This is a genomic window from Rhodococcoides fascians A25f (genome assembly GCF_000760935.2).
Lineage (GTDB): Bacteria > Actinomycetota > Actinomycetes > Mycobacteriales > Mycobacteriaceae > Rhodococcoides.
On sequence record NZ_CP049744.1, the window covers coordinates 5590193 to 5610185 of the forward strand.

At 64.1% G+C, this 19993-nt stretch carries 21 protein-coding genes and 1 riboswitch; of the genes, 10 read left to right on the forward strand and 11 right to left on the reverse strand.

Annotated elements, in window-relative coordinates; genetic code table 11:
- Positions 1-20 precede the first annotated feature (20 nt).
- Entirely contained in the window at positions 21-887 is an 867-nt protein-coding gene (locus tag BH93_RS26245; protein ID WP_037172466.1) for an alpha/beta hydrolase, read from the reverse strand.
- Between the two features lie 166 nt (positions 888-1053).
- On the opposite strand from BH93_RS26245, the gene BH93_RS26250 reads away from it, so the two are divergent.
- On the forward strand, positions 1054-2241 hold the full coding sequence (locus BH93_RS26250) for an alkane 1-monooxygenase (RefSeq protein ID WP_037172464.1): 1188 nt from the start codon (positions 1054-1056) through the stop codon (positions 2239-2241).
- 1 nt (position 2242) lies between these two features.
- Here the strand turns inward: BH93_RS26250 and BH93_RS26255 are convergent, their stop codons facing one another.
- Positions 2243-3445, reverse strand: a complete 1203-nt coding sequence (locus tag BH93_RS26255; RefSeq protein ID WP_037172462.1) for an ATP-binding protein — start codon at positions 3443-3445, stop codon at positions 2243-2245.
- Between the two features lie 228 nt (positions 3446-3673).
- Here BH93_RS26255 and BH93_RS26260 point away from each other — a divergent pair, with 228 nt between their 5' ends.
- On the forward strand, positions 3674-4141 hold the full coding sequence (locus tag BH93_RS26260; protein WP_037172574.1) for an alpha-isopropylmalate synthase regulatory domain-containing protein: 468 nt from the start codon (positions 3674-3676) through the stop codon (positions 4139-4141).
- A gap of 64 nt (positions 4142-4205) precedes the next feature.
- Here the strand turns inward: BH93_RS26260 and BH93_RS26265 are convergent, their stop codons facing one another.
- Together BH93_RS26265 and BH93_RS26270 are read right to left on the reverse strand one after the other, a co-directional pair.
- Positions 4206-5399 (reverse strand): ATP-binding protein, encoded by a 1194-nt coding sequence (locus tag BH93_RS26265; protein ID WP_037172459.1) that lies wholly within the window; start codon positions 5397-5399, stop codon positions 4206-4208.
- A 179-nt stretch (positions 5400-5578) separates the two neighbouring features.
- Complete coding sequence (locus tag BH93_RS26270; RefSeq protein WP_052064928.1) at positions 5579-6094, reverse strand: HD domain-containing protein; 516 nt, start codon at positions 6092-6094, stop codon at positions 5579-5581.
- 115 nt (positions 6095-6209) lie between these two features.
- Between BH93_RS26270 and BH93_RS26275 the strand changes: the two genes are divergently transcribed.
- The 3 genes from BH93_RS26275 to BH93_RS26285 are packed head-to-tail and all read left to right on the forward strand — an operon-like array spanning position 6210 to position 9115.
- Positions 6210-7109 carry a metal-dependent hydrolase gene (locus BH93_RS26275; RefSeq protein ID WP_037172573.1) on the forward strand — a complete coding sequence of 300 codons (900 nt, stop codon included), beginning with the start codon at positions 6210-6212 and terminating at the stop codon, positions 7107-7109.
- Positions 7106-8212 (forward strand): PDR/VanB family oxidoreductase, encoded by a 1107-nt coding sequence (locus tag BH93_RS26280; RefSeq protein WP_037172456.1) that lies wholly within the window; start codon positions 7106-7108, stop codon positions 8210-8212. Before BH93_RS26275 ends, BH93_RS26280 begins: the two co-directional genes overlap by 4 nt.
- A 12-nt stretch (positions 8213-8224) precedes the next feature.
- Entirely contained in the window at positions 8225-9115 is an 891-nt protein-coding gene (locus tag BH93_RS26285; protein WP_037172454.1) for an alpha/beta fold hydrolase, read from the forward strand.
- A 36-nt stretch (positions 9116-9151) separates the two neighbouring features.
- Here the strand turns inward: BH93_RS26285 and BH93_RS26290 are convergent, their stop codons facing one another.
- Positions 9152-10087 carry a quinone oxidoreductase family protein gene (locus tag BH93_RS26290; RefSeq protein ID WP_037172451.1) on the reverse strand — a complete coding sequence of 312 codons (936 nt, stop codon included), beginning with the start codon at positions 10085-10087 and terminating at the stop codon, positions 9152-9154.
- Between the two features lie 87 nt (positions 10088-10174).
- On the opposite strand from BH93_RS26290, the gene BH93_RS26295 reads away from it, so the two are divergent.
- Positions 10175-10762, forward strand: coding sequence for a TetR/AcrR family transcriptional regulator (locus tag BH93_RS26295; RefSeq protein WP_037172449.1), 588 nt, complete (start codon positions 10175-10177; stop codon positions 10760-10762).
- Here the strand turns inward: BH93_RS26295 and BH93_RS26300 are convergent.
- Complete coding sequence (locus BH93_RS26300) at positions 10756-12024, reverse strand: LLM class flavin-dependent oxidoreductase (protein ID WP_037172447.1); 1269 nt, start codon at positions 12022-12024, stop codon at positions 10756-10758. The genes BH93_RS26295 and BH93_RS26300 overlap by 7 nt on opposite strands.
- A gap of 1 nt (position 12025) precedes the next feature.
- On the reverse strand, positions 12026-12787 hold the full coding sequence (locus BH93_RS26305) for a 3-oxoacyl-ACP reductase (RefSeq protein ID WP_037172572.1): 762 nt from the start codon (positions 12785-12787) through the stop codon (positions 12026-12028).
- A 47-nt stretch (positions 12788-12834) separates the two neighbouring features.
- A riboswitch (TPP riboswitch) is annotated at positions 12835-12927 on the reverse strand.
- Between the two features lie 105 nt (positions 12928-13032).
- Here BH93_RS26305 and BH93_RS26310 point away from each other — a divergent pair.
- Positions 13033-13347, forward strand: coding sequence for a hypothetical protein (locus BH93_RS26310; protein ID WP_037172445.1), 315 nt, complete (start codon positions 13033-13035; stop codon positions 13345-13347).
- Here BH93_RS26310 and BH93_RS26315 read toward each other — a convergent pair.
- The 3 genes from BH93_RS26315 to BH93_RS26325 are packed head-to-tail and all read right to left on the reverse strand — an operon-like array spanning position 13337 to position 16533.
- Positions 13337-14632 (reverse strand): alpha-amylase family protein, encoded by a 1296-nt coding sequence (locus BH93_RS26315; protein WP_037172442.1) that lies wholly within the window; start codon positions 14630-14632, stop codon positions 13337-13339. The genes BH93_RS26310 and BH93_RS26315 overlap by 11 nt on opposite strands.
- Positions 14632-15810 carry an alpha-hydroxy-acid oxidizing protein gene (locus BH93_RS26320; protein WP_037172439.1) on the reverse strand — a complete coding sequence of 393 codons (1179 nt, stop codon included), beginning with the start codon at positions 15808-15810 and terminating at the stop codon, positions 14632-14634. Before BH93_RS26320 ends, BH93_RS26315 begins: the two co-directional genes overlap by 1 nt.
- Before the next feature lie 9 nt (positions 15811-15819).
- On the reverse strand, positions 15820-16533 hold the full coding sequence (locus tag BH93_RS26325) for a type 1 glutamine amidotransferase (protein ID WP_037172436.1): 714 nt from the start codon (positions 16531-16533) through the stop codon (positions 15820-15822).
- A gap of 48 nt (positions 16534-16581) precedes the next feature.
- Between BH93_RS26325 and BH93_RS26330 the strand changes: the two genes are divergently transcribed.
- Positions 16582-18537, forward strand: coding sequence for a helicase-related protein (locus BH93_RS26330; RefSeq protein ID WP_037172434.1), 1956 nt, complete (start codon positions 16582-16584; stop codon positions 18535-18537).
- 93 nt (positions 18538-18630) lie between these two features.
- Positions 18631-18786: a DUF6131 family protein gene (locus BH93_RS26335; protein ID WP_094608853.1), complete on the forward strand. Its 156-nt coding sequence runs from the start codon at positions 18631-18633 to the stop codon at positions 18784-18786.
- A 261-nt stretch (positions 18787-19047) separates the two neighbouring features.
- On the opposite strand, the gene BH93_RS26340 is transcribed toward BH93_RS26335, so the two are convergent.
- Positions 19048-19209, reverse strand: a complete 162-nt coding sequence (locus BH93_RS26340; RefSeq protein WP_165712875.1) for a hypothetical protein — start codon at positions 19207-19209, stop codon at positions 19048-19050.
- Here BH93_RS26340 and BH93_RS26345 point away from each other — a divergent pair.
- On the forward strand, positions 19208-19966 hold the full coding sequence (locus BH93_RS26345; protein WP_052058511.1) for a GTP pyrophosphokinase: 759 nt from the start codon (positions 19208-19210) through the stop codon (positions 19964-19966). The two genes, BH93_RS26340 and BH93_RS26345, sit on opposite strands and share 2 nt — an antisense overlap.
- The last annotated feature ends 27 nt before the right edge of the window (positions 19967-19993 follow it).

Consider the following 19993-nt stretch of genomic DNA (forward strand, 5'->3'; position numbering starts at 1 on the left):
CCCTTCATCGAAAAGATCCGTCAGGAACTTACAGCGCTGGTCTGTACTCGCGGACGCAGCCAGGCGATGAGGTCGTCGAGGACGCGCTCCTTCTCCGGTTCGTTGAACACTTCGTGGAACAGCCCGTCGTACTTCTTCAGGGTCAGGTCGTCGGATCCGGCCAGCTCGGCGATGAGTTCGCTGCCGGAGACATCGGCCAATCCGTCCGCGGTTCCGTGCTGAAGCAACACCGGGATCGTCAGCGACGGCAGGCGCGCCGGGAAACTGTCACCGGCACCGAGCATCGCTGCGGCCAGGCCTGCCGAAACGCTGCCGTGGTACCCCAACGGATCGGCAACGTAGGCGTCGACGACGTTCTTGTCCCGCGAGACCAGGTTGGGGTCGAGCTTCAGTACGGGAGCTGCCGGTACCAGGCGCCCGAGGATCTTGCCCACCGCCACCAGGGCTTTCGGTTGCCCGACGCTGGGAACCACTGCTGGGCCGGACAGCATCAGCCCATCGAGGTCGGCCTGATGGTCGAGGGCGTAGGACAGTGCGATCGCGCCGCCCATGCTGTGGCCGAGCAGGAAAGTGCGCTTGTTCGGATACTCGTCGGCTGCGATTCCGAACAGCGTGTGCAGGTCGTCGGTGAAGTCGGACCACTTCGCCAATGCCACCCGCTTGCCACCGGAGCGCCCGTGCCCGCGGTGATCGGGCGCGTAGACGACAAGGCCGAGAGTGCCGAGCCGTTCGATGACGTGCCGGTACCGACCCGCGTGCTCGGCCAGGCCGTGGGCCAGCACGACAACCCCGGTCGGTGTGTTCTCGGCTGCAGTCTCGGGGGTCCACACGTCGTAGACGATTCGGGTTCCGTGGACTCCGGCGAACGACGAATCGACATGCTTCATGCGGTCACCGTACAAGGGTGGCGGGTCGGGCGACGGCCCATCGGCGAACCCGCAAAGATTCGCTCGAGTAACTATCCTGGCCGAGCGGGCGATGTCATTGTGAGACGCCACTACCGCCGAACCGCGGCCCGAGGTTCGGCCACAAACCAGGAGTTACGAATCCAGAATGCGTGATCAGTCCGCCACCAGCACGTCGCCTCGGTGGCGCGACCCCAAGCGCTACCTGTGGCCGCTGGGATTGACGATTCCGCTGAGTCCGTTCCTGGCCTGGGGTCTGGTGACCCTCCTCGGTCCCGGCGCTTTCTGGACCCTCGGCCTGATGATCATGGGCATCGCGCTGCCCCTGGTGGACAAGTTCGCCGGCGTCGACCGCAGCAATCCCCCCGACGAGGCGATCGCCGCGCTGGAGAAGGACCCCTACTACCGGTGGTGCGTCTACCTGTTCCTGCCGCTGCAGTACGCGGGACTCGTTGCCGCCTGCTACCTGTGGGCGCACGGACCGCTGGGGGTTCCCGAGCGAATCGGCCTGGCCATCACCGTCGGCATAGTCGGCGGAGTCGGCATCAATGCCGCCCACGAACTGGGCCACAAGCGTGCCCGCCTCGAACGATGGCTCTCGAAGGTGACGTTGGCACAGACTCTGTACGGCCACTTCTACGTCGAACACAATCACGGCCACCACCTCCGCGTTGCCACCCCGGAGGATCCGGCATCGGCGAAATTCGGCGAGTCGTTCTGGAAGTTTCTGCCGCGCACCGTCGTGCACGGCCTGCGATCGGCCTGGGAGCTGGAATCCCGACGCCTCGCCCGGCAAGGCCTGTCGCGGTGGTCGTACCGAAACAATCTGTTCAACGCCGCGGCCATGAGCGTCGCGCTGTTCGGCGTACTGATCGCCGTCTTCGGCACCGTGATCGTGCCGTATCTGGTGTTGCAGGCCGCGATCGCCATCGTTCTGTACGAGGCGGCCAACTACCTCGAGCACTACGGGCTGTTGCGTCGGAAGCGGCCGAGCGGGCGATACGGCAAACCGACTCATCGGGACAGCTGGAACAGCGATCACCTGTGGAGCAACCTGTTCCTCTACCACCTACAACGCCACAGCGATCATCACGCCAATCCGGTGCGCCGCTATCAGGCCCTGCGCACCGTCGACGAGTCCCCGCAGCTACCGGCCGGATACGCCGTGATGATCTTCTGCTCGCTGGTTCCGCCGCTGTGGCGCAGAGTGATGGACCAGCGACTGATCGACTTCTACGACGGTGACGCAGACCTCGTCAACGTCGATCGCTCCGACCCGAGGGCAGTACGGAAGCTCGAGCAGCTGTGCGTCGAGCGAGCCGAGGCGCACCGATAGTTCACACCGCCGCGGGTTCGTCGGTCTGCGCGCGCAGATAGCGACCGAAGTGCGGCACCGTGAATGCGATGGTGCCGCGCTCGGCCGAGTAGATCAGGCCCTTCTTGATCAGGCCGTCGCGGGCCGGGGACAGTGACGCCGGCTTGCGCTTCAGTTCGGTCGCCACGGCCGAGGTCGGCACCGAGCCGTCGTCCACCGACAGTTCGGCCATCGCGCGCATGTATTCACGCTCGGCGGGTGTGGCGCGTTCGTAGCGAGAACCGAAGAATCCGACGGCCAGTTCCTCTTCCGCCGCCGGGGCGGCGACGCGCACGTCCTCGACGGTGATCGGGGTGTCGGCGGCGAGATCCCACGTCGCCTTGCCGTAGGCCTGCACGAAGTACGGATAACCGTCGGCGGCCGCGTACAGCGCGTCGAGGGCATCCGGGGTGAATTCGACGTCCTCGCGGTCGGCCGGGGCGATCAACGCAAGGTCGGCCGCGGCCCGCTCCAGCCGACCGATCCGGTGGTAGCTGAACAGCCGCTCGGAGTAACTCTTGGATGCCGACAGCACCGCAGGTAGGTGCGGCAAGCCGGCACCGACGATGATCAGCGGGGCGGTGTCCTGGCTGAGCTCGTGACAGGCCGCGCACAGTGCGGAGATGTCTGCGGGCCCTAGGTCCTGCATCTCGTCGATGAAGATGGCGATACCCACGCCCACGTCGCCGGCCAGCGCGGAGGCGTCGAGCAACAGCTCGACGAGGTCGATCTCGATGTCGCCGGAGTCGGCTCGGCCGGTCTTGGCCGGGACGTCGATGCCTGGTTGCCACCGCTCCCGCATGCCCTTGTCGGCGGTGGAGCGCAGCGCGAAGGCCTTGAGCACCCCGAGGAATTCGTCGACGCGTTCGGGATCGCGATGCGAGGCCGCGATCCCGCGGACGGCCATGTGCAGCGCCGAGGACAGTGGTCGACGCAGTTCCTGGTCCGGGCGGGCCTCGATCTTCCCGGTTCCCCATCCGCGGGCGATGGCTGCGGAACGGAGCTGATTGAGCAGCACCGTTTTCCCGACGCCCCGCAGACCGGTGAGTACGACACTGCGCTCCGGTCGGCCGCGGGTGATGCGTTCGAGCACGACGTCGAAGGCGTCGAGCTGCTTCTTTCGGCCTGCGAGCTCGGGTGGGCGCTGGCCGGCGCCGGGAGCGTAAGGGTTACGCACGGGGTCCATGGGGCCAAAGTTACAACGGATCGTGCGATATATGCGGACATCTAGCTCGTGTCCTAGAGATCTGTATTCACTCGATACTTGCGCGCGGCTGCGACGAAGGACTACTTTCTGGGGTGTGAAGCGCATTCTCGTAGTACGCCGCCGTAGCGGGGTCTGATTCGGACCGACCCCTCGCTGCGGGTCGTCGTGCTCTCTCGGTCCTCCCTTCACATTCGGAAGACCATCCTCATGAATGCACTTGCTTCCTCTTTCGCCACAGATCCGTTCCATTCCCGTTTCGGCTGCGCCCTGCCGCGCACGATGCGCGACGAGATCACCTGGCAACACATGTCGTGGGCGAATTTCACCGAACGCTTCTCACCCACCACCGGACCGCTCCGACTGGGGTCGTGGACTGCCGGCAGGGCAACCGGCGGGAGGACTGCTTACGACGCGACCTTCGGAATCAGCGACACCATCATCACCTGTGCCGCAACGACATACGGGCCGATCGAGGCACTGTCGTCGATGTTGCACGATGCCGGCTTCCGCATCGAGATCCTGTCGTTCCACCAGCAGATCGTCGGCGACGAGACCGCAACCTTCGTCTCGATCGAGTGCGACGGCCGCCGAGAATGGTCGATGGCAATCGAGGCCGACACCACCCTGTCGTCCATCAAGGCAGTCGTCGCCGGGGCCAACCTTCTGCATCGGTAGCGCTTTCTTCGCCTGTCTAGCGCTTGCGCAAGACAGGCGAAGATCTCGCTAGGGAAACCGACACTCAGGTCGGAGGTTGACCGTCGATCTCCGGCATGTATCGGCGCATGAACCGATCGAACTGGGGAACGGTGAACTTCGCGTAACCGTAATTCGGGGTGTATAGCAAACCCTTGTTGATCAATCGCGAGCGCAGCGGCGATACCTGTTCCGATTGATTTTGCAGGAGGAGCGCCACGTCGACGGCCTTCTGTTCCTTCGGTCCAAGCTCGGCCATAGCCCGCATGTAGCGGAGCTCTTCCTTCGTGCAGCGCTGAACACGTGTCCGGAAGAAGCTGTCGTCGAGTTCATCGTCGACGAGATCGGCAGCAGCGACTGCGTCAGCTTCCGTGATCCTCGGACCCTCGGCCAAGTTCCACACTGCTCTCCCGAATTCCTGGATGAAGTAGGGATACCCCTCGGTATAGTGCAGGATCTTGTCTATGGCTCCGACGTCGTATTCGACGCCTTCGAGCTTCGCTGGTTCGGTCAGGGCCGCGATCGCTTCCGGCCCGGGTAACTCACCGATAGACGGGAATCGGAACAGTCGCTCAGCGTAGGACTTGGCATCACCTGCCAAACCCGGAAGCTGCGGCAGACCAGCACCCGCGAACGTGATCGGAAGCTCCCGCTGGACAGTTCTGTGGACGGCACCGATCAACGCTTCCAGCTCACCCTTCGACAGAAATTGAATCTCGTCGAAAAGGAATACCACCCCGATGTCGCTTTCCCGAGCGGCCAACCCGACTGCCTCGAAGACATCAGCCAGGTCGTCATTCAGGTTTCCCGTGTCGGCCTGTCCAGCAGCTGGATCGACGTCCAAACCGATATTCAGTGATCCATCCGGTTGGATCGACAACGAGAACGACTTGAGCACCGCGGCTGATCTGTGTATGCGGTCGTTCCACTTCGCCTTCGGTGACGTCTGCAACAAAGCGCGCCTGGCCAGGCTGGCAATCTGCGGACCGAATGCGGTGCTCTTCGATACCTCGGCTTCGACTGCGACCCAGCCCTCATCCTCAGCTATCTCGCGGTACCGACCGAGTAAAACAGTCTTGCCGACGCCGCGCAGGCCGGTCACGATCAGCGACTGCTCGGAATAGCCCCTCCGCAACCGATAGAGCAGGGTGCGAAAGTCATCGAGTTCCACCTCGCGACCCGCCAAGTAACGCGGCGGCGCGCCAGCGTTGGGCGTATACGGGTTCCGCCGACGGTCCACTGCTCATCCCCCGAATAGACAACCTGACCGTACTTTAACAAGTGTCGTTAAACCTTGCATAGCTCGTAAAACTGTCCCCGACGATCGAGAAGTCGGGTGACCCGTTCGATCACATCGATCGATATACGCGCGCCGCAGGCACCCACCTTCGATGAATGGCAGTCCCCGGCCCGCGTGGACTAGGGCATCTCGATGGTCTCGGCTCGGTGGACTTCGGCCAACGCTCGGCGCAGGTAGGTCTCGGCCCTGGCGCGGCGCACCGCGAGTAGGTCCGCGACCACCAACAACGCGTGCGCCGGACGGGGCCTGGAGCGGGATTGCTCTTCTGTGTCTGCGACACCCAGGGCTCCGGTGAGCACCTCGACGAACCCGGCGATATCCAGATTCGGCAGCCAGTGCGCACCTCGTACGGTGCGGCCGAGCACCTCCTGGACGTTCTCGCCGGTCAATCCGTCGCTATATACCTCCTCGAGCAACGTGCGTACCATTTCGGCATGCACGTGACCGGCTTGCGCCGAGTCCGAGCGGCCCAACAGCTCGACGGCGTCGTCGAACGCGATCGGATCCCCCGCCGCAACAGCGGCCAGGGCATCGTTCGTGGCATCGGCGATCCGTCGAACCTCGGCCGGCCACTCGGCAGGCCACGTGATGGGGACGGTGCTCGGGGGAACTGCCGCTGGGGAGGGGTCGGTCATTGCAGAAGTCTCTCATTCACGACCGACATGGTTCCTTTTACATGTAACCGGTGTTTATACTAAGTTGCGCTCTGTGGCATCGGCCACACATGCGAACGTGGAGGAGGTGGACTCGATGAGCGAGCGGAAAGTCGTCGCATCGGACCCCGGCGAAGTGATGCTGCAAGCCAGGAACGTCAAGTTCGACTGGACCGATCTACCGATGCACTGGGTGCCGGGCGATCCGTACACCACGCACGTTCTCAACGTGCTGCACCTGTTGCTGCCCGCCGGCGAGCACTGGTTCGTGGACACCTTCAAAGAAGCTCTGCCGTACATCGACGACGAGAAGCTGCGCGACGACGTCATCGGTTTCATCGGGCAGGAAGCCGTTCACGCCGAGGCACATACCGGCGTCCTCGTCCATCTTCAGGCCAAAGGCCTCGACCCGACACCGTTCACCGACCAGATGGAGTGGGCCTTCGGCAAGGTCCTCGGATCCGACTCTGTGACCAGCCTGCGATCGAAGAACAACCTGGTCGAGCGACTGGCTATGATCGCCGCCATCGAACACGTGACGGCATTTCTCGGCGACTGGGTGCTCAACGCCGACGGTCTCGACCGCGCGGGCATCCACCCCACCATGCTCGACCTTCTGCGCTGGCACGGTGCCGAAGAGGTCGAGCATCGCTCGGTCGCGTACGACACGCTCCGCTACTTCGACAAGCGCGAAGTTCGTCGGCTGCGCACGTTCGTGGTCGTCGTGCCGTTGATGGCGTACATCTGGATGCGCGGGATCATCTTCTTGATGAAGAACGATCCGGAACTGCAGTCGGCACCGAAATCCGTACGCAAGCCGCGCTCGGCACTGTGGAGAAAGTCGGTCCGCCGCGGCACCCTGCCCGCGCTGACGCACGTTGGCCGCAGCATGTCACGCTACCTCAAGAAGTCGTACCACCCCAGCCAGGAAGGCTCCACTGCCCAGGCCGTCCGATACCTGGCGTCCTCCCCGGCCGCGCAGGCTGCGGCGAGGTGAAGCTCACCTCACGCCGCGTCCCACGGCTGCTCCCCAAGGATGCACCGCCGGATCTGCGCGGACGCGGACGCCCGGATCGCTCGATGCAGCTCCTCGGCACGTTTCTCAACGGGTACATGCAGGCGGCTGCCGGCGCGGAGTACAACGATGCCGTCGCTGGACACAACCCCGATTCCGCGTTGCGATTGGTCGTCACAGAACGCGAGATCGTCGCCGAGGACAACGATGTCGCTGCCCTCACCCTCGCGTCGCCGACGGGAGAGCAGCTGCCGATCTGGCATCCGGGCTGCCACCTCGATCTGCACCTACCGTCGGGCCGCCGTCGGCAGTACTCCCTGTGCGGCAACCCATCCGACCGCAGTTCCTATCGCATCGCGGTGCGCCGAATCCCCACCGGCGCAGGCGGTTCCATCGAGATGCACGGACTGCAACCCGGCACCGAGGTCACTGTTCGCGGCCCCCGCAACGGTTTTCCCTTCGTCGGCGACGGCAGCGCACTCTTCATCGCCGGTGGGATCGGAATCACTCCCATCATCGCGATGGTCCGTGCCGCAAGGATTCTCGGCATGGACTGGCAGTTCGTCTACTGCGGTCGCTCCCGCGACACGATGCCCTTTCTCGACGAGATCGAGAGCTGGGAATCGGACCGCGTGTTCATCCGGACCGACGATGTGCACGGATACCCCGGTGAGGGCGAACTGCTCGAGCGCGCCCCGGCCGGCGGTGCCGTCTATTGTTGCGGCCCCACCCCCATGCTCGACGCCGTCCGTCGCGACTTCCGTCAGTGCCCCGCCACCGCACTGCATTTCGAGCGCTTCGGCCCGCCGCCGATTCTCGACGGCCAACCCTTCGAGGTGCAGCTGATCAGCACCGGAGCTGTGCTCGACGTAGCCGCAGACGCCTCCGTACTGACCGCGGTCAAGGAACAGAAGCCCAATATCGCGTACTCGTGCCAGCAGGGCTTCTGCGGTACTTGCAAGGTGCGTGTGCTTTCCGGTGAGCCCGAGCACCTCGAAACGCGATTGACCCCCGAAGAGCAGCGCGATCACATGCTCATCTGCGTCTCCCGCTCACGCAGCGGGCGTCTCGTACTCGATCTATAGAACGGAAAACTGTTGAGCAGCAATGCAGTTCGCACGACGGTCGTCAACGAAGGAATTCGATTGGCGGTGTTCGAGAGCGGAAACCCGAACGGCGATCCGATCGTCCTCGTGCACGGCTGGCCCGATACTCACGAACTGTGGAGTCACATCGTGCCCCAGCTCGAGGATCGCTTCCGGGTGATCAGCTACGACTCCCGCGGTGCAGGCGAAAGCACGGTGCCCACCGAGCAGTCGGCGTACAAATTGGCGCGGCTGGCATCGGACTTCTATGCCGTTGCCGATGCGGTCAGCCCCGATGCTCCCGTGCACGTGCTCGCTCACGACTGGGGTGCCGTGGAGGTATGGGAGGCCGCAGCTCAACCGCAGGCGAAGGACCGAATTCGTTCCTACACATCGATTTCGGGACCCAATCTCGACCATCTCGGCAAGTGGTCGCAGTCGCGGCTCCGCAAACCCACCCTCACCGGCATCAAGCAGGTCCTCGCCCAGACGCGAGCGTCCTGGTACACCGTCACCTTCCACATCCCCGGCCTGTCGACGCTGCGGATCAAGCGGCAGTTCGCCAAGGGCTGGCCGGCGTTCCTCCACGAGTTCTCGGGAGTCGACCCGAAGCTCGTCACCCAGAACCCCACTCTGTGGTCGGATGCCACCAACGGCACCAATCTGTATCGAGCCAACATCATTCCGCTGCTGACCAATCCGCGAGATCGATACATCGACATCCCCGTTCACCTCATCGTCAACACCGAGGACGTCGCGGTGCGTCCGTACCACTACGACGACACCGGCAAGTGGGTGAAGAACCTCACGCGCAACGACATTCCGGCGGGGCATTGGTCGCCCATCTCCCATGCCGACGACATCTCCAGGCTGACAAAGGAATTCATCGACTCTCTGGGCTGATGGGCTGATGGGCTGATGGGCTGATGGGCTGATGGGTCAGGGGACCAGTACCAGCTTGTGACGGGTGCGTGGGGTTCGCTCCCATGCACTCGCGACCTCTGCCAGTGGCACGTTCTCGTATTCCACTGCGAGCTGCCCGGTAACGGCCCAGTCGGTGAGGGTGCGATACGCCTGCGAGGTTGCATCGGGTCCGTAGTGCATCGGCATGAAGCCGACGATGCTCGCCCCGAGTGATCGTAGGAGCTGCGCTGGAACGGTGACCTCGGCACCGGCTCGGTCGCCGATCTGTACCAGACGAACGAGCCGGTTGCCGGCACGTAGCGCGGCCAGAGCGACTGCGCCCCAGGCGTAATCGACGATCACATCGGCCCCGGCAGATGCCTGCCGAATGGCCGAGCTCAGCTCGTCGACGCTGCTGTCTCCGATGGCAACCGTCGCCGTGGCCCCGAGATCACGGGTGGATTCGAGCGCGGCCTCATCGCGTCCCACGACCGTGATCGATCCTGCGCCGAGCAACCGCGCAGTCTGCACCGCGAGGCGGCCGACCACCCCGGTACCTCCGAGGATCACCACGTTCTCCCCTGGCGTCATGCGACCCCCATGGGTCAGTGGCATCAGTGCAGCGAGGCCGGCATTGCCCAGCGTCGCGGCGGTCGAGAAGTCCAGCCCGTCGGGTAGTTCGATGAGCGACGTCGTCGGTACCAACGCCTGCTGCGCCATCGAACCGTAGGGCGGGACGGGCGGGGAGAAGTACACTCGCCGACCGTCCGACGTCGTACCGACGCCTTCGATACCGCTCACGGTCGGAAGGGACTTCGGGCTCAAATAGTGCGTGCCGGAAGCGATCACCACGTCGACTGCATTGAGCGTTGCGGCCGCAACGTCGATGACCTCCATACCCTCGGCCGGCGTCGGCTCGGCGTGATCGGCGTACCTCGGCACTCCGAACTCGGTCAGTACTGCTGCTTTCATATCCACCCCTTCGACGAATTGGCATTCACTGAATCTGGATTCAGTGTGTATCGTGACGGCAGAGGTGTCAACAGGAGGTAGAAAGCGGTGGCAGCCACCACAAGGGCGCAGCAGGCCGAACAGACCCGAAACGAGCTGGAGAGCGCGGCCTGCGTCGTGTTCGCCCGATCCGGCTATCTCAACACCAAGATCGTCGACATAACCAGACAGGCGGGCCGGGCAGCGGGGTCGTTCTACAACCACTACTCCGGCAAGGACGAACTGCTGTTGGCGCTCGCCGAGCAGATCGGTGTGGATGCCGACGTCATCGTCGCCGCCCAGGACCCGACTGCGCGTGAGCACCCGACGATGCGGCCCCACGTCGAGGTGTTCTGGCAGTTGTTCACTCGACACCGCGTGGTGATCGATGCCCTCCGCGATGCAGCGCTGGTCAATGCGGACTTCGCTCAGCGAGTACAGCAATTCACACAGGTTCAGTTCGAGCCGTGGGTAGACCGCCTCGCGAATTTCGAGAAGGCAGGCGTCGAGCTCCCGGCATCCCCTGCCACCACCGCGATGCTGATCGGCAGCGCGGCGGAGAACTTCGCCCGGCTGTGGCAGGGCTCGCCCGAGGACGGTCTCGACGCTCTGGTGACGTTCGTCGATCGAGGAGTCTTCGGGCCTGCCGCTCAGTGAGCCAGGTGCCCGCGAAGCGTCGATGAGGTGTAGTCCGCACGAAAGAGACTGCGCTGCTGCAGGATAGGGACCACCTGATCGACGAAGTCGGTGAGCGAGTCCGGGTAGCGCGGGCACATCAGGTTGAATCCGTCGGCACCGCGACCGATCCACGATTCCATCTCGTCGGCGATGGACTCCGGTGTACCGATCATCGTTGCGTGCCCGCCGCCGGCAGCCAGCGTGCCGAGCAACTCACGCACGGTGGGGGCGTCCTTCTCGACGATGCGCAGAATCGTCTCGTAGCGACCCTGCGGTCCGGTGAACTCTGCTGCCGGCGGTAGCGGCGGCACCGGTTCATCGAGTTCCCAAGCAGCACAGCCCTGCCCGGTGAAGGTCGACAACATTGCCAGTGACTGCTCGGTAGGCAGTAGCTGATCCAGTTCGGCCTTCTTGCGTCGGGCCTCGTCCATCGTCGATCCGATGTACGTCACCAAACCCGGCATGATGCCCACTGCCGCACTGTCTCGGCCCGCGTGGACGATGCGCGCCTTCACGTCGTCGTAATAGCTCTGCGCTGCAACGAGATCGTAGGCGACGGCATAGATCGCCTCGGCGTACTTCGCAGCGAGATCACGACCCGGCCCCGACGCCCCGGCCTGGAACAGCACCGGCCGACCCTGCGGTGAACGCGGCACCGTCAACGGACCGTCGACGCGAAAGTGTTTGCCGTCGTGATCGATGGCATGCACCTTGGCCGGGTCCGCATACGCTCCAGCGCGATCGAGCGTCAACGCGTCGGCATCCCACGAATCCCAGAGCGCCAGTGCAGTATCGACGAACTCTTCGGCGCGGGCATAGCGCTCCTCACGAGCCGGGATGACATCCATCCCGTGATTGCGTGCCTCGGCGTCGAACATGGAAGTGACGACGTTCCAGCCCGCCCGGCCACCGCTGATGTGATCCAACGACGCCAGCATGCGCGCGGCATGGAACGGCGTGTAGAACGTCGAGGACACGGTGGTGACCAGCCCGATATGGGTGGTCGCTCTGGCCATGGCCGACAGCGCGGTGATCGGTTCGAGAAACCAGGTCCCTGCGCCTGCCGGGTCTCGCACCGAATGTCCGTCGGCGAAGAACACCGCGTCGAACTTTCCCCGTTCGGCGAGCTGCGCAAGTTCCTCGTAGTAAGAGATGTTGCCCAGGTCCTCCACTCGCGAATCGGGATGACGCCACGCCGCGCTGTGGTGACCGCAGCCGTAGAGAAAAGCGTTGAGGTGCATCTCAGTCCTTGACCAGGCCGCCGTCGACCACCAGATTCTGACCGGTCACCGACCGCGCCCACGGCGAGGCGAAGAACAGCAGGGCGTCGGCGAACTCCTCCGGGGTGGTGACCCGTTGCAGCGGGGTCGAGGCCGCAATGAAATCGAACACCTCGGCCGGAGTGGCGGCACTGGCGTCGGTGGTGCGCAGCAGTCCACCCGAGACCATGTTGACGGTGATGTTGTCTGCGCCGAGGTCTGCGGACAGAGTCCGGGTCAGCGAGAGCAGTGCGGCCTTGGACGCGGTGTAATCGTGGTACGGCACCACCGGATTCTGAAACAAGTTGGTGCCCACGTTGATGATTCGGCCGAAGCCCGCCTCGCGCATACCCGGCAGAGCAGCCTGCGTGGTGAGCAACGCTGCACGGACACTGCCGCGCAGCTGAGCGTCGAAGCGGTCCCAGGTGATGGTGTCGGCCTTGGGCCGGGCATCACCGTCGAAGGAGAAGTCGGCCAGCGCGTTGTTGACGACAGTGGTGATCGGAGTGCCGAAATGCTCACGTGCCGAGTCGAACACCGTGGCCACCGCGCTCTCGTCCGTCACGTCACCCTGAACCGCGAATGCACTTTTGCCGAGGCGATCGGCCAGCGCTTCGGCGGCATCCTTGCTGTTGCGGTAGTCGATCACCACGCGTGCTCCCTCACCGGCGAAAGCAGCGGCAATCGCTGCTCCCAGTCCGCGGCCGCCGCCGGTGATCAACACCGTCTGCTCGTCGAATTTCATGCGCCTCGCCTCTCGTTCGAGGTCGGGACCGTCACGAGGGACAGGAATACCGAACGTCACGACATTCCCTTCGCTGGTCCTAACCAGATCAGGTTCGACGGGTGTGATCTCAGCCCTGCCGGGCACCCCGTGTCGCGCTCGACTGTACCCATCGGCCTCGGCAAGGCGCTGCATTGCCGTCGATACAGCTCTCTAGCGCGAGTGATAGACACCCGAATACGACGATGACAAGTTATTGTGCCGCCATGGCCGAACGCGTCTACCTGGAGTATCGCCTCGACGAGAACGTGATTTTCGTACTCGACCACCGCACGGTCGAAGCGTTCGACGCCGCCGTGAGGACCGCAGCCGGTGGGCGCTGCCGATGGCACGTCGATCAGCTCGGCGTGGACGCGAAGCCGACGCGAGACGGCACCAAGATCGTCCTCGGTCTGCGCGCATCCGACGGCAGCATCGGCTACTCGGGCGACCGTATGAAGTTCACCGTGACCGACGAACAGCTGCCGCATCTGCTGGCGTTCTTCGACCGCGCGAAGGCAGCAAGGGACCTCAGCCGATGACGGCCCAGCCGTGCGGCGGAACGCTCACCCGGCCGTCGTTCAGGTGCGCCTCACCGGCCAGTACTTCGCTACCCTGAGCCGGGTAGTCGATGGCATCGTCGCCAAGGTTGAGCGCCACCGTGATCGAATTGTCTTCCCCGGACACGCGGTAGAGCAGCGCGGTGTTGGTGAGCTCGAGCGTCTCGGTGCGCGCGGAGTACATCCATGGATTACGACGCCGTACTCCGATCAGCTCCTGGTGTACGCGATAGACCGGCCAACCGTACGGGGCCAGATCATCCGGGGATTCGGGGTACTCGGGACGCACGTCGTCGTCACCGCCGACGCGATCTTCCTTGATACCGCGGAATGCCTGTTCGTCGCCGTAGTAGATCATCGGCATCCCACCCACGGTGAACAGAACCACCAACGCGTGCAGCAGATGTCGCTCGTCCTCGACGACGCTGGCAATGCGATTGACGTCGTGATTTCCGACGAACGTGGCGGGCACGAACGCGTCGAGCCAGCCGTTGTGACGCTCCAGCGCGTGCGAGAGCTCGAAGAAATTCTTCTCGCTCAGGCCACTCCAGATGGCCTTCCACAGCTCGTACTGGGTAACCGAGTTCAGCGTGGAGGCCGAGACGATCCGGTCGTAATCACCGTGGATGACCTCGCCGAGAAAATATGCGTCCGAATGCTTCTCGCGAACCTTGGGTATCACCGCGGCCCAGAAGCGTGGCGACACAGCGTAGGCAGCGTCGAGCCGCCAGGCGTCGACGCCGCGGTCGAGCCAGTGCGAGAGCACGTCGACGACGTACTCCTGCACGTGCGGGCTCTCGTGGTTGAGCGCCACCAGTTCGTCGTGGCCCTCGAAGTTGCGATGCGTCGGCGTGTCCCCGGACCAGTCGAGGTGGAACCACTGCGCGGCCTCGGAGTCCGGTCCCTCGGCCAGAGCCTGTCGGAACTTCGGAAAGCTCTGCGCCACATGGTTGAAGACACCGTCGAACATGACCTTCAGGCCTCGGCCGTGCGCGGCAGCGATCAGGGAGTCGATGTCCTCGTCGGTGCCGAGCCTGCCGTCGACATGGTAGTAGTCGACCGTGTCGTAGCCGTGCTTCTCGGATTCGAAGATCGGCCCGAGGGCGATGCCCGACGCACCGAGCTCGAGTGTGTAGTCGAGCCACTTCTCGATTCTGTTCAGCCGGTGCAGATCCGACTGCGATTCACCGTCCCAGCCGTGCACCGGCGCACCGGTGAAGCCGAGCGGGTACAGGTGCCACCAGATTGCGTACTTCGTCCACTCCATCAGGACTCCATGACCGAGTCGAGGCCCAATTCGCCGGCGCCGGTGTGACCCGACAAACTCGTCACCAGGTCGAATTCGGCGAGTAGGCAACGTAATACGTGTGCAACACCTTCTTGTCCACCGAGCGCGAGACCGTACAGGAACGGCCGGCCGAGCAAGACCGCATCCGCTCCGAGCGCCAACGCCTTGGCCATGTCGGCACCGGTGCGCACACCGGAGTCGAACAGGATCGTCAGATCGTCTCCGACCGCATCGACGATGGACGGCAACGCGTCGAGTGACGGCCTGGCACCGTCGATCTGACGTCCGCCGTGGTTGGAGACCACGATGCCGTCGACACCGTGCGCTGCTGCCTCCTGGGCGTCGCCGACGGTGCAGATTCCCTTGAGCACGATCGGACCGCTCCAATGCTCGCGCAGGAACGCCAGATTCTTCCACGACAGCCCGGGATTGGGGAACATCTGTGCCCAATGCATCGCGGCGGCAACAGGATTCTCCTCGACGGGCTGCGCCAGTCCGGCCTGGAACGCCGGGTCGCTCAGGTAGTTCTCGATGCCGAGATTGGCGAGGAAGGGAAGGTACCCGCGGTCGAGATCGGCAGGCCGCCAGCCCAGCAACGTGGTGTCGAGAGTCAGCACCAAGGTGGTGAACCCGGTGTCCTTCGCGCGCTGCAGGAAGCTCAGCAGTACCGATTCGTCCGTCGGCCAGTACAACTGATACCAGCGGGGAGCATCTCCCCCTGCCTCGGCGATCTGCTCGAACGAATGCGATGCCTGCGTCGAATGGATGTACGGCACACCGAGTTCCGCAGCCGCTCGCACCGTCGCGAGCTCACCGTCGGGATGGGCGAGAGTCTGGATGCCGACGGGCGCGATCAGCAGCGGAGCCGGCATATCGGTGCCGAGCACGGTGCATGCGTGATCACGCGAGGCCGAACTGCGGAGCATCCGCGGCGTTATAGCCCATTTGTCGAACGCCGTCCGGTTGGCCCGCGCCGTCGATCCGCTGCCCGCGCTGGCGACGATGTAGCCCAACGCCTCGGGCGAAAGCTTCTCGGCAGCTTGGTCCTCCAGCCGTGCCAGGTTGGTGGTGATCGGCGGTGTCTGCTGCGCGAACATCCCGGCGGCGTAGATGCCGAGTTGGTGATCGCTGAAGTTGCTGGGCCTGGCCTCGGTCATCGTTTGACCCTACCGGGGCACCGCCGAGGATCGGGCGAGAAAGGCGTCCAGCAGAGCCGAGCACCGCGCCCGAGCTGCCAGTTCCGCGTCGGCGATATCTCTCCTGATCTCGTGCACGTCCACCCCGTGTTCGACGCCGTCGCGGTCCCACGCAGCTGCCCACGCGTCGTAGGTGTCGAGGTCGATCTCGGGGTGGAACTGCAAGCCGAGGTGCGGGCCGCACACGAAGGCCTGTTGCGCGGCATCGTTCCGGGCGATCACCGTGGCCTGCGGGGGAGCGGTGAACGTATCGCCGTGGAACTCCATCCACGGTCCGGGGGCGATGAGCTCGGGCTCGGACGTCTCGACGTCGACGAATCCGTACTCGGAATGCTCGGACTTGCGGACGGTGCCGCCCAGTACCCGCGCGAGCAGCTGCCCGCCGAAGCACACACCGAGAACCGGGACCTGCGCGTCGATCGCGCCCTGCACGTACGCAATTTCCGGCGCGAGCCACGTCAGCGTGTCGTCGTACGCGGCATCGGGTGAGCCCATGACCACCACCAACTGCGCGTCGGACAGCAGCGGCGGTGCGACATCGGGGCTGTGGTCGAAGGAGTGCACGTCCAACTGGAAACCCCTGGTGCGCAATTCGGCAGCGAGAGTGCCGATGTCGCGTCGCGCAAGGATCGGATCCTGATCGTGGACGAGTACTACGGCGCGCGGGTGGTTCGGGTATGTCACAGGGCTCCTTTACGGTGTTCGTGCACACCGTACGACAGACTGGATCCGATGCCACCTCGTAGACGCACAGCCCGATCCACCACTGCCCGCACCGTCAAGGCCGGGCAGAGCAGTGCCGCGCGAAAGTTCGCGGCCGCGAAGAACGGCGAGCCCGCCGCTGCACAGAAGAAAGCTGCCCCGAAAAAAGCAGCACCGCGCAAGAGATCGGCCCCGCGCAAGACCTCGCCCCGCAAGTCGGCCGCACCCGATCTGCGGGTTCCCGATCCCGGTGAGCGCGTCTGGGTGCTGGACGTGCCGTTCGAGGATCGATCGGCGGCGGGTGCGGCCGGGGCGCGGTGGTATCCCGGGCCTCGGGTGTTCGCGTACTACGGCACCGAGTTGCCGGAGTACCTGCAGCCCTACGAGTCGACTCCGTACAGCCTGCAGCGTTGGCTCGAGGACGACGCGAACGACACGTGGCGCGACGAGATGGTTCGGCAGCGGGCGATGCAGCCCCGAGAAACTCAACTCGAATCGGTTCGACGGCATCTCGCCGCGCTCGACGCCGGATTCCCGTACTTCGCGCAGATGGATTCGACGGGTCTGGGCAAGACGCTGGCGGTGTGCGAGGCCGTTCGGCAGATGTCGGCGGCCGAGATCGGGACCGTACTGGTGGTTGCGCCCAAGGGGGCGTTACCGGGATGGCGTCGTACCATCGCCGACAGCGAAGCCGACATCGAACCATCCGATCGCAAGCGCTGGCTGCTGATCACCTATCAGTCGACGAAGAAGCTGCTGTCGGTTCCGCCCGAGACCGATCTGGGCAAACGTAAACGGACACAGAACAAACGGACCATCTCGCTCGGTGAGCTGCGATTCGACATCGATGTGGTGATCGCGGACGAGTCGCACGCGCTGATGAACATCGAATCCCAGCAGTCGCAGATCCTCTGGCGGTACCAGGAGGCGGCCCGCTCGGTGGTGTGGATGTCCGCGACGCCCGGCTATCAACCGTTGCACTTCGCGTACATGGCTCGCGCGGTCGAGCGCAGCCGCGGGGTCGAGATCCTGGGTGACGACGAATATCTCGGTTACGCGGTAACGATGAAGTGGGCGGAGTTCCTCATCGAGTCCGGGTTCTCCGTCAAGGCAGGCAAGGCCACGACCGGTTTGACCACGTGGCGGTGGGAGCCGGAGGACGCGTCGAAACGGGCCCGCGACATCGCATCGGTGCACGGTTGGTTGTCGGGAGGTGCCGTGCCGTGGTCTATTTCGCGGCCGTCGCCGCCGACTCCGCGGGAACCACTCGGTCAGGAACTCACCGCCGCGCAGAAGCGGCTGTACAACTCCGCGTGGGTGGACTACCGCAAGGAGGTGGGCCTGCCGAACTGGAAAGCCGTGGGTGGCAAGCGAGTGCTGCAGAAGAACCCCAGTACCCGCGCCGCGACGCTGCGATTTCGCCAGAAGTGTTCGTATCTGCGCATTCCCGCGTCGGCCGACCAGGTGCGGACGTGGGTCAAGGCCGGCAACCAGGTGTTCGTCTCGATGTTCTACCGAGAGTCGGTCGCGGCACTGGCGCAGACTCTGCGGGACGAGGGACTCGACGTTGCCGTGGTCGACGGCAGCATGAGCAGCCCCGAGCAGGAGGCGTCGATCAGACGCTTCCAGACCGGGGCCGCGTCGGTCATCGTCTCGACCACCACCAGCGCAATCAACCTGCATACCAACGAGTTACTGCTCCCCGAAGGGGAGGTGTCCACTCTCGCCCCGCGCGTGACGCTGATCCACGATCCTCGGTGGACACCCATCGACATCAGGCAGATCGAGGGCCGCGCCAACCGCATCGACAAGGACCACAACCACACGACGTCGACCTGTTACTACGGTTACGCCGAGGGCACCGTGGAAGAGGAAATGGTGCTCACCGGCATCGAACGTATCGCTGACCTGGGATCGATCGTCGGGCAGTCGGATCTGATCGACCCGGAGGCATTTCTCGCAGCGAAAGTGGATGCCGGAAAATAGCGACAATCGTGACCATTCCTCCATCTCGGTGGCGTAGCTTCGGTCCTATCGGCATCCGCCGGTACCGGGCTCACCCCAACTTCAGGAGTGGTCATGATCGTTCTCGGAATTATCCTCGCCCTCATCGGCTATTTCGCCGGCATTTCAATTTTGACGACTGTCGGCATCATCTTGGTGGTCGTCGGCGCAGTTCTGACGGTGCTCGGTTCGATGGGGCGCGCAGTCGGTGGCCGCAAGACATGGTTCTGACTACGCGTTAGAACATACGTTCGATTTCTGTTAGTGTGAATGCGCCCCCGGAGTTGGCGACGCAGCCAGCCGAGCCACTTCGGGCGGTCCATATCGAGCGGTAGACATTGTCGAAGGCGGTTGCGCGCGATGGCATCCGGCGAGCGCAATACCGACCCGGTTGCCGGATCGCTCTACCGCGTCGGCGATCGGTGGGCCGAACGAGCACCTACCCACTGCACCAACGGCCACCCACTCGTCGCCGGCTCGGTGTTGGTGGGTTCACGTGCATGCTCGTGCGAGAGAGGGCATCACCGCACGCATCAATGCCAGAGCTGTGGTCTCGTGCGTTTCACCCCGGAACTCGGTCCGACATGCAGTGATGCCAGCTTCGATTCCCGCGCCGCGCGCGCTCGCCCCGCCGTCGTGGACAATCGTGGTCATGAGCGAGGTCATGAAGAACGGTGAGACTGCGGTCGACCTGGGTCGACTGAGACAAGATTTCACGCGATTCATGATGAGCTACAAGTTCGGGATCGACGAACTGATCACGAAGATCAACATCTTGAAGCAGGAATTCACCCACATCCACCGGTACAGCCCCATCGAGCACGTCTCGTCGAGGCTCAAGACACCCGAGAGCATCTTCGACAAGGCTCAGCGGAAGAAGTGCGCGCTGACGCTCGACGCCATTCGCGAGAATATCCTCGACGTTGCCGGTGTCCGCATCACCTGCAGCTTCATTTCCGACACGTACCGCATCGCGGACATGCTCAGCAGTCAGACCGACATTCGGGTCGTCGAGGTCAAGGACTACATCGCGAACCCGAAAGCCAACGGCTACAAGAGTTTGCACCTCATCGTCGAAATCCCGGTCTTCATGTCCGACCGCGTCCAACCGGTACTGGTCGAACTGCAGATCCGCACGATTGCCATGGACTTCTGGGCGAGCCTCGAGCACAAGATCTTCTACAAATACCGCGGAGAGATTCCGCCCACTCTGCAGGCCGAACTGGCCGAGGCCGCCGAGAGCGCGAACAAGCTCGACGAGAAGATGGAAAGGCTGCACGACGAGGTGACGGAGCTGAACGGCGATGCCGACAACTCCATCACCCTCGGTTCGTTGCCTCCGATGGCCGTGCCGCCGGAGTTGTTGCACATGCTGCTCACCGCGCAGGCCGACGCAATCGACCCGGACTGAGCGCACGCCTTCGAAGGAAAACCCCGC

What these genes read in the sequence shown, in the direction of transcription:
- BH93_RS26315 (WP_037172442.1), bottom strand. Translation starts at nt 14,632, where the DNA reads ATGGAGTGGACGAAGTACGCAATCTGGTGGCACCTGTACCCGCTCGGC.
- BH93_RS26330 (WP_037172434.1), top strand. Translation starts at nt 16,582, where the DNA reads ATGCCACCTCGTAGACGCACAGCCCGATCCACCACTGCCCGCACCGTC.
- BH93_RS26250 (WP_037172464.1), top strand. Translation starts at nt 1,054, where the DNA reads ATGCGTGATCAGTCCGCCACCAGCACGTCGCCTCGGTGGCGCGACCCC.
- BH93_RS26305 (WP_037172572.1), bottom strand. Translation starts at nt 12,787, where the DNA reads ATGAAATTCGACGAGCAGACGGTGTTGATCACCGGCGGCGGCCGCGGA.
- BH93_RS26310 (WP_037172445.1), top strand. Translation starts at nt 13,033, where the DNA reads ATGGCCGAACGCGTCTACCTGGAGTATCGCCTCGACGAGAACGTGATT.
- BH93_RS26290 (WP_037172451.1), bottom strand. Translation starts at nt 10,087, where the DNA reads ATGAAAGCAGCAGTACTGACCGAGTTCGGAGTGCCGAGGTACGCCGAT.
- BH93_RS26245 (WP_037172466.1), bottom strand. Translation starts at nt 887, where the DNA reads ATGAAGCATGTCGATTCGTCGTTCGCCGGAGTCCACGGAACCCGAATC.
- BH93_RS26270 (WP_052064928.1), bottom strand. Translation starts at nt 6,094, where the DNA reads ATGACCGACCCCTCCCCAGCGGCAGTTCCCCCGAGCACCGTCCCCATC.
- BH93_RS26335 (WP_094608853.1), top strand. Translation starts at nt 18,631, where the DNA reads ATGATCGTTCTCGGAATTATCCTCGCCCTCATCGGCTATTTCGCCGGC.
- BH93_RS26260 (WP_037172574.1), top strand. Translation starts at nt 3,674, where the DNA reads ATGAATGCACTTGCTTCCTCTTTCGCCACAGATCCGTTCCATTCCCGT.
- BH93_RS26345 (WP_052058511.1), top strand. Translation starts at nt 19,208, where the DNA reads ATGAGCGAGGTCATGAAGAACGGTGAGACTGCGGTCGACCTGGGTCGA.
- BH93_RS26320 (WP_037172439.1), bottom strand. Translation starts at nt 15,810, where the DNA reads ATGACCGAGGCCAGGCCCAGCAACTTCAGCGATCACCAACTCGGCATC.
- BH93_RS26255 (WP_037172462.1), bottom strand. Translation starts at nt 3,445, where the DNA reads ATGGACCCCGTGCGTAACCCTTACGCTCCCGGCGCCGGCCAGCGCCCA.
- BH93_RS26275 (WP_037172573.1), top strand. Translation starts at nt 6,210, where the DNA reads ATGAGCGAGCGGAAAGTCGTCGCATCGGACCCCGGCGAAGTGATGCTG.
- BH93_RS26300 (WP_037172447.1), bottom strand. Translation starts at nt 12,024, where the DNA reads ATGCACCTCAACGCTTTTCTCTACGGCTGCGGTCACCACAGCGCGGCG.
- BH93_RS26340 (WP_165712875.1), bottom strand. Translation starts at nt 19,209, where the DNA reads ATGACCACGATTGTCCACGACGGCGGGGCGAGCGCGCGCGGCGCGGGA.